Raw genomic sequence first — 14,103 nt, 5'->3', positions numbered from 1 at the left:
CAACTAAGTCGTAAACGTTAGTTAACGCACCGGCCAACCCGAGTTTGTCCGCGTGCTTCCTGCTGCCCATTATTTGCGCCCGGAACTTGGATTCCGCGCCGGAGTTCGTCCTGATGAAAGCCACTTTGAATATATTAAGCGTATTGACCGGCGGCCTGGGCATTGCCCTGAGCCCCTTGGCTTCGGCTGATTTCTTGAGTGACAGTAAAGCCAACGTGAGCATGCGCAACTTCTACTTCAACAACGACAACCGTGACGGCGCCGCCGCACCGTCGAAGACTGAAGAGTGGGGCCAGGCGTTTATCCTCAACTATCAGTCAGGCTTTACCGATGGCACTGTGGGGTTTGGCCTGGATGCGGTCGGCATGCTCGGTCTGACCCTCGACAGCGGCGCCGGCCGCCATGTGGGCAGCTCGATGATCCCCAACGACGACGGTAAGGCCGCCGATAGCTGGAGCCGTGGCGGTGCCACCGCTAAGGCGCGTTTTGCCAAGACCGAGGCGCGCTACGGTTACCTGCGGCCGAACCTGCCGATCCTGGTGAGCAACGACGGCCGCCTGTTACCGCAGTCGTTCGAAGGTGGGCAAATCACCAGCAAGGATATCGACAACCTGACCCTGGTCGGCGGCCAACTGCAACACACCACCGGTCGAGGCTCCAGTGATCGCAGCGGCCTGGCCGCGGCGGGTGGCACTCAGGAAAGCAATAAATTCAACTATGCCGGTGCCGACTACCAGGTAACCAAGGACCTGATGGTTCAGTACTACTACGCCAACCTTGAGGATTATTACCAACAACACTTTGCCGGGCTGATCCACGTGTTGCCGCTCGGCGAATACGGCTCGCTGAAGACTGACCTGCGTTACTTCAAGACCACGTCTGACGGCAAAAACAGCACCGTCGCCGGTCGTGCCGAAGGCTACAAACTTGGCGGTTATACCAAGAACGGCACCGGTGAAATCGACAACAACACCTGGAGCGCGGCGTTCATCTATTCTCTGGGCCCACACGCGATTACTGCCGGTTACCAGCAAGTCTCGGACGACAGCAACTTCGCCCAACTCAACCAGGGCGGTTTGGTGAATAAAGGGGAGGGTGGTTCCAGCCTGTACCTCTACACCGACCGCACCGTGCAGACCTTCATCCAGGCCGGTGAGCGCACGGCGTTTGCGCAATATGCCTATGACTTCGCTTCGCTCGGGGTGCCTGGCTTGAAGGCGTCGCTGATGTACTTGAAGGGCGAGCATATCCTCACCACCAGCGGTAATGACGCGAGCGAGTGGGAGCGGGATATTTCCCTGGATTACGTGGTGCAGAGCGGTACGTTCAAGAACGTTGGGTTTGGCTGGCGTAATGGGGTTTCGCGCAGCGAGGTCGCACGGGATCAGGACCAGAATCGGCTGTTCGTGAGTTATTCGATTCCATTGATGTAATTACTCTCAAAGCACTGCAAAAACCAATGTGGGAGCCGTCGAGCCCCAGCGAGGCCGCGATGACGGCGGCATTGCCGATAGAGATGCCGCCTGACATACCGCCATCGCAGCCTCGCTGAAGCTCGACAACTCCCGCAGTTTAATCTGAAGGCGCAACGTAGACGCACGGAGTCGTCCCGTGCCTGGAGGTGCATAGGGGTCACAGTTAAGACCGCCGACAGCAACCAGTTGCCCTTCGCAAAATACGCCTAACAGGCACTCGCCCGGTTGGTCGAATCGATTGGCGTGGTCGTCCCAATCGGTCATCAGGCACGTAAGGAATCTGAACCCTTCGGCGATAGCTTGGGCTTCCAACATACGGATCTGTGCTGGAAGTCGTTCGATTTTGCGTATCGAAGGAAGGCTGTCCGGGCATTTTCAACCCTGAAAACCCAGAAGATCAAATGCGGGAGTCGCCCGCTCACCATCCATCAACATGAGCAGATCTTGTGATCATCTCGAATAAAATGAGTTTGTCTCACTATCTGCATCTGCCGACAATGGCTCCATAAATATTGACATTGGAGTTGTAAGTCATGGCAGTCGCTCATTCCCTTGGTTTTCCGCGCATTGGACGCGATCGTGAATTGAAAAAAGCGCAGGAAGCGTTCTGGAAGGGCGAACTTGACGAAGCCGGCCTGCGCGCGGTTGGCCGTGACCTGCGCAAGACCCACTGGGACTTGCAAAAACAGGCCGGCATTGAACTGCTGCCAGCCGGTGACTTCGCCTGGTACGACCAGGTACTGACCCACTCACTGATGTTCGGTGTGATCCCGGAGCGGTTCCGCCCGGCGGATGGCAACGCCACGTTGCAGACCCTGTTCGGCATGGCCCGTGGTGTCAGCGACAGCTGCTGCGGCGGTGCCCACGCCCAGGAAATGACCAAGTGGTTCGATACCAATTACCACTATCTGGTGCCTGAATTCAGTGCGGATCAGCAGTTTCACTTGGGCTGGGAGCAACTGTTCGAAGAAGTCCAGGAAGCCCGCGAACTGGGCCACAACGTCAAGCCGGTGGTGGTCGGCCCGCTGACTTACCTGTGGCTAGGCAAGGCCAAGGGCGGCGATTTCGACAAGCTCGATTTGCTTGATCGCCTGCTGCCGCTGTACGGCCAGATCTTCCAGCGCCTGGCTGAACTGGGTGTGGAATGGGTACAGATCGACGAGCCGATCCTGGTGCTGGACCTGCCGCAGGATTGGAAAAACGCCTTTGAACGTGCCTACAACCAGATCCAGCGCGACCCGTTGAAAAAACTGGTGGCGACTTACTTCGGTGGCCTGGAAGAGAACCTCGGTTTGGCCGCCAACTTGCCGGTGGATGGCCTGCACATCGACCTGGTGCGTGCGCCGGACCAGTACCCGACCATCCTCGACCGCCTGCCGGCGTATAAGGTGCTGTCCCTGGGCGTGGTCAACGGCCGTAACGTCTGGCGTTGCGACCTGGAAAAGGCCTTGGCTACCTTGCAGCACGCCCATGAGAAACTGGGTGATCGTTTGTGGGTTGCGCCGTCCTGTTCCTTGTTGCACAGCCCGGTGGATGTGGGCCGTGAAGACAAATTAGATACTGAGCTGAAAAGCTGGCTGGCGTTTGCCGTGCAGAAGTGCGCTGAAGTCGCCGTGTTGGCACGTGCGGTCGACGCGCCAGAAGCGCCAAGCGTACTGGCGGCCCTGGCTGAGAGCCGCACCGTACAAGCGGCCCGCGCCGCGTCGCCGCGTATCCACAAACCTGCGGTGCAAGCCCGTGTGGCTGCGATCACCGCCAAGGACAGCCGGCGCCCGTCACTGTTTGCCCAGCGCATCGAGAAGCAACGTGCCGGCCTCAAACTGCCGCTGTTCCCGACCACCACCATCGGTTCGTTCCCGCAGACCGCGTCGATTCGCCTGGCGCGTCAGTCGTACAAGGCTGGAAAACTGAGCGAAGCCGAATACGTCGAAGCCATGCACAGCGAGATCAAGCACGCCGTGGAGGTGCAGGAAAACCTCGGCCTGGACGTGCTGGTGCACGGTGAAGCCGAGCGTAACGACATGGTCGAGTACTTCGCCGAACAACTGGACGGCTATGCATTCACCCGCTTCGGCTGGGTGCAGAGCTATGGTTCGCGCTGCGTGAAACCGGCGGTGATTGTGGGCGACTTGAGCCGCCCGAAAGCCATGACCGTCGAATGGATACGCTACGCCCAAGGCCTGACAGGCAAGGTGATGAAGGGCATGCTGACCGGCCCGGTGACGATGCTGATGTGGTCGTTCCCCCGCGAAGACGTGAGCCGTGAAGCGCAGGCCCGTCAATTGGCCCTCGCCATTCGTGATGAAGTGGTGGACCTGGAAGCCGCCGGTATCAAGATCGTGCAGATCGACGAAGCCGCATTCCGCGAAGGCCTGCCGCTACGCCAGGCGCAGTGGCAGTTTTATCTGAATTGGGCCACCGAAGTATTCCGCCTGTGCGCCTCGGGTGTGCGTGACGAAACCCAGATCCACACCCACATGTGCTACAGCGAATTCAACGATGTGATCGAAAGCATCGCGGCGATGGATGCTGACGTGATCACCATCGAGACTTCACGTTCGGATATGGCGTTGCTGGATGCGTTTGAAGCCTTCGCTTATCCGAATGACATTGGGCCGGGCGTGTATGACATCCACTCGCCGCGCGTGCCGGATGCTTCGGAGATGGCCAATCTGTTGCGCAAGGCGGCGAAGCGGATTCCGGCGGAGCGGTTGTGGGTGAACCCGGATTGTGGGTTGAAGACGCGAGGTTGGCCGGAGACGGAAGCGGCATTGATCCACCTGGTGACGGCAGCCCGTCAACTGCGCGCCGAACTGGCCTGATTCCTGAGTCAAACACAGTCAAAAATGTGGGAGCGGGCCTGCGTCAGGTCAGAGGTATTTGAGCCAGGCCAGGTCCCGGCGTCGCGCTTTTAGCCCGGCGAACCAGCGCACTGGCAGGTAGAGCGCCAGGGGCAACAACAGCGCCATTAGCCATATCGCGCCCATGCCGTCGAACCCAAAGTAGTTGCCATGGTTCAGGCCAAACAACGCCACACACGTGACATACAGCACTTTCAATACATACAGATGCAGTAAATAAAAGAACATCGGCGCAGCCCCGAACGTGGCGAGCACGCCAATCCAGCGTTTCTGCCCCGCACGTTCGAACGCCAGCAACAGCAACAACCCAATCCCCAACGTCAGCGCCAAAAACAACAGCGATGGCGGGTACTTGGTGACGTTGAAAAAGCTCATCAACATCTGCACGCCACTGTCATACGCCTGCCAGGACTTCTCGCCATAGCCATTGGCCGTGCGCAATACCACAACCCCCCCCAACGCACCCACACCGCCCAACAACAGATAACGTCGGCGAAACGCCGGCTGCATGCCATTGGCAAACAGCGGGCCCAAGCTGTAACCCAGGGCAATCACACCGATCCACGGCAGCACCGGATAAGTGGTGCGCAGTCGCAGCGAGTCGCCCACTTCGATCCAGTTGCGCTCATGCAGGATTGTCCACGGAATATGCAACGCCGAACCCGCATCGAAATGCAGCCCATCCAGCAGGTTGTGCCCGGCAATGATCACCACCGCCACCCCGATCAACAGCGGGCGCGGCAACCAGACCAGCGCGGCCAGGGCGATCATGCTCACGCCAATCGCCCAGATCACCTGCATATAGATCACGCTGGGCGGCAGCTGGAAGGTCCAGGCGAAGTTGACCAAGGTAAATTCCAGTACCACCAAGAACAGCCCGCGCTTGAACAGGAACGCCGAGACATCGCGGCGGCCCTGGTATTTCTGGCCGTATAGCCAGGCCGACAACCCCGTGAGCAATACAAACACTGGCGCGCACAGGTGGGCGAGGGTGCGGCTGATAAACAGTGCGGGCTCGGTGCTGTCGATGGTCATCGGGTCGCTGACCTGTCGGTGCAGCAGGAAGGTTTCGCGCACGTGGTCCAGCAGCATGAACAGGATCACCAGGCCGCGCAGGGCGTCGATGGAAAGCAGGCGTTGGCGTAGCGGAACAGCATCGGTCATGGGCGGGGTCACAGGGAGGGGTGGAAATTTGGCGTTATCTTATAACATTAATCTGCGCGTTGCCGCGATTCGTTGCTCCCACATTGATCCTTGGCGTCCTATGGATTCTGGTACCTTCAGCGAAATCGCTGTGTAGGCCCCTCACCATGACTACCCCACAATCCGTCATCGACTTCTGGAAACAGGCCGGCCCCAAACGCTGGTTCGCCAAGGACGACGCCTTCGACGCCACGTTCCGCGACACCTTCCATGCCGCCCACCTGCAAGCCGCCCGCCGCGAACTGGAAAGCTGGCTGGACTCGGCCCAGGGCGCGCTGGCGCTGCTGATCCTGCTCGACCAATACCCACGCAATACCTTTCGTGGCACCGCGCACATGTTCGCCACCGACCCGCTGGCGCGGTTGTATGCCGAGCGCATGGTGGACGCTGGGCTGGACCAGCAGATCGACCCGGCGTTGCGTGCGTTCTGCTATCTGCCGTTCGAACATTCGGAGGACCCGGCGGATCAGCAGCGCTCTCTGATCCTGAACCAGCAACTGGACGCCAGCACCTACCATTGGGCCAAGGAACACGCTGAGATTATTCAGCGCTTCGGGCGCTTTCCCCATCGTAATGAGGTGTTGGCCCGGCAGACTACGTATGAGGAACGTGCATTTCTGGACAGGGGCGGGTTTGCTGGTTAGCCCGGTATTCCGCCGAGGAATGCCCCCATAAAAACAGCGCATTGTCTTTCTCGTCGTACATCTCGTAGCGTGGAGTTCCATTCAAGGAGAGCCGTTATGAGCCAGCGTCCGTTGCGCCTGTATGTTGATCACGTGTACACCAGCCCTTACGCGATGTCGGTGTTCGTAGCCTTGAAGGAAAAGGGCCTGGCGTTCGATACGCTCACCCTCGACCTGGACGCGGCGCAGAATCAGACAGCCGACTTCGCCCAACTGTCGCTGACCCAGCGCGTGCCGACCTTGGTAGAGGGTGATTTTGCGCTGTCGGAGTCTTCGGCGATCACTGAGTACCTTGAACAGGCTTACCCCGAAACGCCGGTATACCCGGCCGACCCCAAGCAGCGGGCGAGGGCGCGGCAGGTGCAGGCGTGGCTGCGCAGCGATTTGCTGCCGATTCGCCAGGAGCGTTCGACGATGGTGGTGTTCTATGGGCAGAAAATGCCACCCCTTTCATCCGTGGCTGAAGCTGGCGCTGCGAAGTTGATCAGTGCGGCACAAACGCTGTTGGCAGGTAACCCGGCGTACCTGTTCGGCGAGTGGTCGATTGCGGACGTAGACCTGGCGGTAATGCTCAACCGCCTGATCCTCAACGGCGACAGCGTGCCCGCCGAACTGGTGGATTACGCGCAGCGCCAGTGGCAGCGGCCATCCGTACAGGCGTGGGTCAATCAACAACGCCCTGCACTGTAGAGCGTTCAGTGATGTGCAAGACGCGGCGGTCGAGGTCTTCCCAGTCGGCCATGCCCAGTACCCGCGTGGTATTCAAACCACGCAGGTAACCGCGTAGTTGCTGGGCGCTGGCCGTGACTTGTCCAGCATCCGCCGCGTCATCCTGCAGTACGTTTTCATAGTCGGCCAGGTAATCGGCGACCCGCTCGCGAAACTCCGGCAGGACGGCTTCGCGGATGCGGTCGAAGGTTTTCTGGTGGGGCTTCATGGCGTGGTCCTTATAGGTTTTATCAGTGCACTATCGGTTCAGATAATAGTCACCATCACGGATCGCAAGTTCTGTTTTTGCAGGAAAAGCGGAAAATCCCCCCATCGAGACGCTGTTCAAGGAAATGCGTGATGAGGACATTTATTCAGCTTGTTTTAATGATGCTGATGCTTGGCGCGGTCGCCGTGAACAACGTCGCACTCGCCGATGATAGCCATTTGCTACCTGTCGTCATTAGCGTAGACTCCCTGCGGCACACGCAATCGGTAGGTGTGTTGTTGAGCGATACCACCCGCGACAACCTCAGCTACCTTGAACGCTATCACGACATGGCCTTGAATGGCGCCAAGGATGCCCTCGACGTGCGTATCCGCCAGGCGTTCGTCAACAGTTCCGACCCGGAATTGGCCATTGATTGGTTGATGAACTCGCTGCAAGGCAGTTTTTTGTCGGTGACTGTCTACGACAACCTGGATGCCCTGGTGCAGGCTCACCCCGATGTGGTCGTGATGCTCGATACCCATAACCAACTGTTGACCCAGCGTAATGACCAGGTCGAGGCGCGTTTTATTGCGCGGTTCTATGACGCGAACCTGCACTACATCGCCAAGGCCGAAGGTTCGGTGCACAAGCAGGTGCCATCGGTGTGGGTACGTGACAAGGCCGCGCCAGAGATTGCCGCGCAGATCGAGCGGCAGCGCGATGTGCAACTGGATGCCTTGAAGCAGTTCGATGCGTCGCTCAAGGCATTAGTCCGTGCGGGTTGATGTGAACCATTATTTTTATAGGCAGGAATTTTTCATGCGCTTTTCTTTCGCCCCGGGCTTGGCCTTTGCTTCCCTGTTGCTGGCCGGTTGTGTTTCTGCTCCCAACGCACCAACGCTGACCCTGCAAACCAGCAAGACCCCCGAGGCTTATGTGCAATGTGTGTTGCCCAAGCTGGAAAAGCACGGGATTACCGCCACCGTGACACAGGGCTCGCGCCACGCCAGGGTGTTGTTGACCAGTAAGATTGCCGCTGACGATGTACTGGAAGCCTACAAGTCCCAGGAGGGCGCCAAGGTGTTCTTGTATGGACGCAAGCCGCTGGCGTCGACGATTACGCCGTCGCGGTTGGAGCTGGCTGCACAGGAATGTAAGTAACACACGATCCCTGTAGGTGCTGGCGAGCCAGCGCCCACAGTTGGATGTGTGTAGGGCTTAAGGTTTGGCTTCGTTGCTGAAGTTGTTGACCGTCTTGATCAGCCCTTGAGCCGCCAGCGCCACCAATTCCCCCCCTTTCTCTACCGTCGCCAGCGCTGGGTCCGAGCCCATGCGCCCATCTGGGAAACGCGCGCGGAAGTCCAGCGCTTCGCGGATCGGCCCGGTGTTGGCGATTTGTGGCGAGTAGTCGGCAGTCTTGATCGCGTCCGGGTACGCCCACTGCGTCACCGCGATCTCCGATGGCGTGGCATGGCTGCCATGGCCCACTGGAAATTGGCGCTGAGCCAGTTCACTCACGCCTTCCAGGTCCCACCAGTTCACCAGTTTCAACGCAAAACCGGCCGGGCGGCGGGCAAAGCTCGCTTCGGCGTACAGCTCGGAAAACGCCGCTTCAATCGTGGCGATATTGCCGCCATGGCCGTTCAGGAACAGGATCTTCTCGAAACCATGCCCGGCCAGCGAACGCACCCAGTCGCCAATTGCGGCCATGAAGGTGCAAGGGCGCAGCGAAATGGTACCGGGGAAGCCCAGGTGGTGCTGGGCCATGCCGATATTGAAGGTCGGGCCGATGAGGATGTCGGCATTCTTTTGCGCCTCATGGGCGATGATTTCCGGGCACATCCAGTCGGTACCGAGCAGGCCGGTGGGGCCGTGCTGCTCGTTGGAACCGATGGGGATCACCACCGTGCGGCTGCGCTCCAGAAACTGCCCGATCTCGATCCAGGTGGATTGGTGTAGAAGCATTCGACGCTCACTTTTTTATCTATGGGGACAGGCTATCCGCCACGGATTGTACGACTACTCGCCACCTGTTGGGGTTTGCAATTGAGGTACGTCGAAGACTTCAACCAGCGCTGGTCGGGGTACCACGAAAACATGAACTGCCCATCCTTGAGTTTATCCACCACCTGGCGCGCCACCTGCGGGCGCACGGCCGGGCAACCCTGGCTGCGGCCGATACGGCCTTCGCGCTTGCTCCACAACGGGCTCACGTAGTCGGCGGCATGAATGACGATGGCGCGGTCGCGGGCCTGGTCATTGAAGCCCGGCTCCAGGCCATCCATGCGCAGTGAGTAACCGTGGGTGCCCAGGTAGCTCTCCTGGGTGCGGAACAGGCCCAGACTGGATTGATGGCTGCCCTCAAGGTTGGAGAACTGCGTGGCGAAGTTCTCCCCGGATTTGGCGCCATGGGCCACCAGGTCGCGCAGCACTAGGGTCTTCTTGCGCAAATCGAAGATCCACAGCCGACGGGCGGTCGAGGGCTGGGAGTAATCAATAACGGCCAGGCGATCGGAACGTTCTTCGCCGTTATTAACCGCGCACTGCACCGCGTTCAGGGCGCTTTTCAAGACTGTGGGATTGAGTTCTGGAGCCGATCGCGCCAGGCTGCTATACAAGGAAGGAGGAATCCCATTGGCGGCGAGCGCAAAATTGCTCAACGTAACCAAGGGCATGGCGATCAGGCCGAGGCGGCAAAGAAAATTCAACATCTACAGTACATTCCCCCGCTGTGGATTGGAGCTAAGACAATTGTTCAAAAAACACGCATGTTACTTGAGCATTTGCCTGCTCGTTGCACCATTGGTCGCGACAGCCGACGCGCTACCGGTTGAGCCGTTGCCGGTGACCACGCCGGCGCCGGTCGATCTGGCGCCCGTGCAGCAGGCGTTGGCGCAACTGCTCAGTGTCTGCCCAGGCCTGGCGGCGCAGATCGATGCCGTCGGCCAACTGCGCCTGCAAGCCTTCTACCAACAAGAGGGCAATGCGCCGTTGTGGTCCGCCGAAGATCGCCGCCAAGCCTTGCACACCCAACTGCAAATGCTCGCCGATGACGGCCTGAACCCCACCCACTATAGCTTGCCTTCGGCGCACGCCACGGCCAATGTGCTGTGCAGCGATATCAGTATCAGTCAAAGCTACCTGCAAGCGCTGCAGGATCTGCACTACGGGCGCCTGCAGCAATCGCGCTTCGAACCGTTGTGGCATTCCCAACCGCCCACCCGCGATCCCAACATCGAAGTGCTGGCCTTTGCCGCCACCGGCCTGCAAGACATGGCCCAGGCGTTTGACCAGGCTCGCCCCAGCGCGGACCTCTACCGCAGCCTGCGTAACGCCTATGCCACTGTGCGCCAGCAGCCGTTGCCCCATTGGGACCCGGTCGCCAGCGGCCCACTCTTGCGCCCCGGCATGGAAGACCCACGCGTGCCGGAACTGGCGCGACGCCTGATCAGTGGCGGCTACCTGGCCAACGCCTCCAGCGGCAAGCAGTACAACGACGAGCTGGTCAAGGCGGTCAAGGCCTTCCAGCTTAGCCATTCGTTGCAGGCTGACGGCGTGATCGGCGCCGGCACCTTGGCTGAACTGAATATCAGCCCGGCGATCCGTCGCGAACAACTGCGCATCAACCTTGAACGCTTCCGCTGGCTGTCCCAGGACCTGGAACCTGAAGGCGTGCTTGTCAACGTCGCCGCCGCGCAACTGAGCGTGTACCAGAGCGGCATCCCGGTGTGGCAAACCCGCCTGCAAGTGGGTCGCGCCGAACGTCAGACGCCACTGCTCAAATCGCGCATCACGCGGCTGACGCTCAACCCCACCTGGACCATCCCGCCCACCATCATGCGCGAGGACAAGCTCCCGGCCATCCGCCTCAACCCCGAATACCTGCGCCAGCAAAACCTGCAAGTGCTCGACGCTGAAGGCCACCCGCTGGCACCGGAGCAAATTGATTGGGCACGCCCCGGCAATATCCTGCTGCGCCAGGAAGCCGGCCCGCGCAACCCGCTGGGCAAGATTGTGATGCGCTTTACCAACCCGTTTTCGGTGTACCTGCATGACACGCCCAGCCAGCCACTGTTTACCAAAGGGCCGCGGGCGTTCAGCTCGGGCTGTGTGCGGGTCGAGCAACCGTTGGTGCTCAGGGATTTATTGGTAAGCCCGGCCGAACGCGCCCGCACGGATGAGCTGCTGGCGACCGGCGTGACCCATGAGTTCAGGTTGGCCACACCGGTGCCGGTGCTGTTGGGCTACTGGACGGTCGAGGTCGACCGCCAGGGTGGGTTGGTATACGCGCCGGATATTTATGCGCGGGACCTGGTGTTGATAAAGGCTATGGGGAGTGTGCTCTGAGGGGCCCGCTCACTACAAAGACCTCTTCTGCAATAGAAGTGAGACTTGTCAAAATCATTGCAGTTGCCTGATCTGGTGTCATGAAGGCGGTGTCGACCGTCAGCGGTGCTTCATTCCAATCTTCGTACTCATGCACCAGAACCGACGCCCAGGTTGGAGGCACCAGGCCGGCAATGTCCCCCGCACGGGCTTCTACCCGCCGTTGATGTTCCAGCCTGTCTGAGCAAATCACCCTGACATCCAGCAACGCCCGCTCTGCCGTTGCCGCCACGGTCTTCCACGCCTCCCGACTTTCCTCGACCGGGTTCACGCAGTCGGCCACCACGGTGTGACCCAAGCGTAGATTGCTCAACGCCAGCGCATTCGCCACGCCATAGCCGCTGGTGCCCACATCGCTCGACAACACACCCGCCTCGCGGATCGCCTGTTCAATCACGTCGATGCGCAGGTACACCGCGCCGATCTGGCGCGCCAATGCCTGGGCAATCGTGGTTTTGCCGGTGCCGGGCAGTCCGCTGAAGACAATTAACATGCGTTGCTCTCGATGGGGTTGGGCCCGTTCAGAGTATCCTTCACTCTCCCCGCAGGTCGACCACTGGACAGCCGATGCCTTTGCAGTTCGTAAAAATGCACGCCCACGGCGACGATTTCATGATCGTTGACCGCCGTGGCCTCGACGATCCGATCACCCCGAAAATCGCCCGCCAGTTGGGTAACCGCCACACCGGAATCGGCTTCAACCAACTGGCCGTGCTGCTCGACTGTGAAGACGCCGCCGCACGCATCAAATTCTGGAACCCCAACGGCACGCCATTGGCGACCTGTGGCAGCGCCACCCGTGGTGTGGCCGACCGTTTGATGCATGAGGCCGGCACGGATTCGGTGGTGCTGCGCACTGACCGGGGCCTGCTGACCTGCGCGCGTGCGCCGGGGCGGCAAGTGTCAGTGAACATGGGCGAACCTTCGCTGGAGTGGTCGGCAGTGCCGCTGGCTGAAGCCATGGACACACGCACCTTGCCTCTGGAAGGCAACCCGGCGGCGTGCAGCATGGGTAACCCCCATTGCACGTTTTTCGTGGAAGACATTGCTGTTATCGACGTAGCTGCCCTGGGCCCGACGCTGGAAAATCACCCGCTGTTCCCGGCCAAGACCAATGTGCATTTCGTGCAGGTGCTCGACCGGGGCCATATCCGCCTGCGTATCTGGGAGCGCGGCGGTGGCGTGCCGTTGGGTTCCGGCTCGTGCTGCTGTGGGGCGGTGGTCAACGGGATTCGACGTGGGTTGCTGGATGCCACGGTGCAGGTGCAATGCGACGGCGGCACGGTGACCGTGCACTGGGCAGGCGAGGGCGGTGTGGTGCTGACGGGCAGTGTGGAGCCGGTCATGCAGGGCAGCGTCTACGTGCCCTGAAACTCCACGGTAAACGTGGTGCCGAGTGTGGCACAGGAACTCACCGCCACATCCCCGGCGTGTACCTTGGCCAACTTGCGCACGCTATGCAGGCCAAGGCCCACACTGCGTACATCGCTGCCTTGGTCGGTGCCATGGGGCATCGGCTCGAACAGCCCGGCCAGCAACACGTCGGGAATCGCCGAAACATAATCGTGTACTGACACTTCGCAAGCGCCATCGCCCAGCCGCGACGTTACCGTGATCGGCTGTTGCAGGTCGCCATAGGCCACGCTGTTGGCCACCCGGTTGCCGATGATCTGCTGCACGCGATCGGCGCTCAGGCTGGCTTCGGCGCTGCCTTCGGGGTGAGGGGGGCAAGTCATGGCTGACGATCGCCACCATTTGCTCGGCAAACAGTGCGCGGCGCTGTTCATCTTTGGCAAGGCCCACGGCGGGATCGGGTCAAGCTCGGACGGCGGTTCACACTCGAGTGCCAGCAGCTCCAGCTCCGGCAGTAGCTCGAGCAGCAGCTCCTCCGGCGCCGGTGGTTCCAGCGGCGGCGCTTGCGGAAGCTGGTAGTGGCTGCCGCTAATCGCCAGTGGCATTCACCTCAAGATATTCGCGATGATGTCGATAGGATCTCATCGCTCACAAGGACAGTCCTCCCGATGAAACTGCTGAAACTCGCTGCCGTATTGACTCTCCCACTGCTCGGCGCCTGTTCCGACTACCACTACAAAAACTACCAGGGCGACTGGGCCCCGGAAAAACTTCACCCGGTCGACCTGTCCAACAACGCGCCGGACGCGGTGCTCGTGTACTTCGACACCTGGCGCGAGCGCGAGCTGGGCGTGCCGTTCCACCGCCTGGTATTGGCCGTCGAAGTAGATGGTCAACCGCTGCCCGGGGCAGGACGTCGCTCGATCCTCGACGTCAGCGGTGAGCAAGCCCTCAAACTCACGCCGGGCAAGCACTCGCTGCGCTGGTGCAACGTGTCGATGAACGCCCTGGGCACTGGTGGCGCGTTCTGCAACAAAGGCGCGGACGACGTCGACTTCAAAGCCGGCCAGCGTTACGTGGTGACCTATCGCCTGACGGCCAGCACCAAAGGTATCGGGCCTGTGGGGCCGAACTACAGCACTGAATACCGCACCTATTCGAGCATCCGGAACCTGGACACCCAGGAAGTGATTTTTCCGTTGCCGGGTGAGGAAGAATAACCC

General features: G+C 60.3%; 14 protein-coding genes and 2 pseudogenes. 9 read left to right on the top strand and 7 right to left on the bottom strand.

The genetic code is table 11. The features are described from left to right. Nucleotides 1–113 precede the first annotated feature (113 nt). Nucleotides 114–1,433 carry an OprD family porin gene (locus AACY08_RS06665; RefSeq protein WP_339468705.1) on the top strand — a complete coding sequence of 440 codons (1,320 nt, stop codon included), beginning with the start codon at nucleotides 114–116 and terminating at the stop codon, nucleotides 1,431–1,433. Between the two features lie 165 nt (nucleotides 1,434–1,598). On the opposite strand, the pseudogene AACY08_RS06660 reads toward AACY08_RS06665, so the two are convergent. Beyond that, a pseudogene (locus AACY08_RS06660) lies at nucleotides 1,599–1,826 on the bottom strand (GNAT family N-acetyltransferase); the annotation flags it as partial. A gap of 182 nt (nucleotides 1,827–2,008) precedes the next feature. Between AACY08_RS06660 and metE the strand changes: the two are divergent. Then, nucleotides 2,009–4,297 (top strand): 5-methyltetrahydropteroyltriglutamate--homocysteine S-methyltransferase, encoded by a 2,289-nt coding sequence (metE, locus tag AACY08_RS06655; protein ID WP_339468704.1) that lies wholly within the window; start codon nucleotides 2,009–2,011, stop codon nucleotides 4,295–4,297. Between the two features lie 48 nt (nucleotides 4,298–4,345). On the opposite strand, the gene AACY08_RS06650 is transcribed toward metE, so the two are convergent. After that, nucleotides 4,346–5,500 carry a DUF1624 domain-containing protein gene (locus tag AACY08_RS06650; protein ID WP_339468703.1) on the bottom strand — a complete coding sequence of 385 codons (1,155 nt, stop codon included), beginning with the start codon at nucleotides 5,498–5,500 and terminating at the stop codon, nucleotides 4,346–4,348. Nucleotides 5,501–5,646: 146 nt separating this feature from the next. Between AACY08_RS06650 and AACY08_RS06645 the strand changes: the two genes are divergently transcribed. Then, on the top strand, nucleotides 5,647–6,183 hold the full coding sequence (locus AACY08_RS06645) for a DUF924 family protein (protein ID WP_339468702.1): 537 nt from the start codon (nucleotides 5,647–5,649) through the stop codon (nucleotides 6,181–6,183). Nucleotides 6,184–6,279: 96 nt separating this feature from the next. Beyond that, the gene (gene yfcF, locus AACY08_RS06640) at nucleotides 6,280–6,912 is read left to right on the top strand and encodes a glutathione transferase (protein WP_339421310.1); all 633 of its coding nucleotides are present in this window, start codon (nucleotides 6,280–6,282) and stop codon (nucleotides 6,910–6,912) included. Here the strand turns inward: yfcF and AACY08_RS06635 are convergent. Further along, a complete protein-coding gene (locus tag AACY08_RS06635) occupies nucleotides 6,887–7,159 on the bottom strand; it encodes a hypothetical protein (protein WP_339468700.1) in 273 nt (90 codons plus the stop codon). The two genes, yfcF and AACY08_RS06635, sit on opposite strands and share 26 nt — an antisense overlap. Nucleotides 7,160–7,290: 131 nt before the next feature. Here AACY08_RS06635 and AACY08_RS06630 point away from each other — a divergent pair, with 131 nt between their 5' ends. Together AACY08_RS06630 and AACY08_RS06625 are read left to right on the top strand one after the other, a co-directional pair. Then, complete coding sequence (locus AACY08_RS06630; protein WP_339468698.1) at nucleotides 7,291–7,926, top strand: ATPase; 636 nt, start codon at nucleotides 7,291–7,293, stop codon at nucleotides 7,924–7,926. 34 nt (nucleotides 7,927–7,960) lie between these two features. Next, a complete protein-coding gene (locus AACY08_RS06625; protein ID WP_339468697.1) occupies nucleotides 7,961–8,302 on the top strand; it encodes a hypothetical protein in 342 nt (113 codons plus the stop codon). Between the two features lie 57 nt (nucleotides 8,303–8,359). On the opposite strand, the gene AACY08_RS06620 is transcribed toward AACY08_RS06625, so the two are convergent. Together AACY08_RS06620 and AACY08_RS06615 are read right to left on the bottom strand one after the other, a co-directional pair. Continuing rightward, nucleotides 8,360–9,106 carry a creatininase family protein gene (locus tag AACY08_RS06620; protein WP_339468696.1) on the bottom strand — a complete coding sequence of 249 codons (747 nt, stop codon included), beginning with the start codon at nucleotides 9,104–9,106 and terminating at the stop codon, nucleotides 8,360–8,362. A gap of 32 nt (nucleotides 9,107–9,138) precedes the next feature. Then, entirely contained in the window at nucleotides 9,139–9,852 is a 714-nt protein-coding gene (locus tag AACY08_RS06615; protein ID WP_049712791.1) for a murein L,D-transpeptidase catalytic domain family protein, read from the bottom strand. A gap of 40 nt (nucleotides 9,853–9,892) precedes the next feature. Between AACY08_RS06615 and AACY08_RS06610 the strand changes: the two genes are divergently transcribed. Beyond that, entirely contained in the window at nucleotides 9,893–11,488 is a 1,596-nt protein-coding gene (locus tag AACY08_RS06610) for a L,D-transpeptidase family protein (protein WP_339468695.1), read from the top strand. Here AACY08_RS06610 and AACY08_RS06605 read toward each other — a convergent pair. Continuing rightward, a complete protein-coding gene (locus AACY08_RS06605; protein ID WP_339468694.1) occupies nucleotides 11,469–12,020 on the bottom strand; it encodes an AAA family ATPase in 552 nt (183 codons plus the stop codon). The two genes, AACY08_RS06610 and AACY08_RS06605, sit on opposite strands and share 20 nt — an antisense overlap. Before the next feature lie 74 nt (nucleotides 12,021–12,094). Here AACY08_RS06605 and dapF point away from each other — a divergent pair, with 74 nt between their 5' ends. Further along, nucleotides 12,095–12,898: a diaminopimelate epimerase gene (gene dapF, locus AACY08_RS06600; RefSeq protein WP_339468692.1), complete on the top strand. Its 804-nt coding sequence runs from the start codon at nucleotides 12,095–12,097 to the stop codon at nucleotides 12,896–12,898. Here dapF and AACY08_RS06595 read toward each other — a convergent pair. Then, nucleotides 12,886–13,248, bottom strand: a pseudogene (locus tag AACY08_RS06595) (ATP-binding protein); the annotation flags it as partial. The gene dapF and the pseudogene AACY08_RS06595 sit on opposite strands and share 13 nt — an antisense overlap. A gap of 300 nt (nucleotides 13,249–13,548) precedes the next feature. Here AACY08_RS06595 and AACY08_RS06590 point away from each other — a divergent pair. Continuing rightward, nucleotides 13,549–14,100, top strand: coding sequence for a hypothetical protein (locus AACY08_RS06590; RefSeq protein ID WP_049712798.1), 552 nt, complete (start codon nucleotides 13,549–13,551; stop codon nucleotides 14,098–14,100). Nucleotides 14,101–14,103 lie beyond the last annotated feature (3 nt).

This window comes from Pseudomonas sp. EL_65y_Pfl1_R83 (genome assembly GCF_963970695.1).
Lineage (GTDB): Bacteria > Pseudomonadota > Gammaproteobacteria > Pseudomonadales > Pseudomonadaceae > Aquipseudomonas > Aquipseudomonas tritici.
The sequence above is the reverse complement of the archived record's forward strand: the minus strand, read 5'-3'. Positions and strand labels throughout refer to the sequence as shown.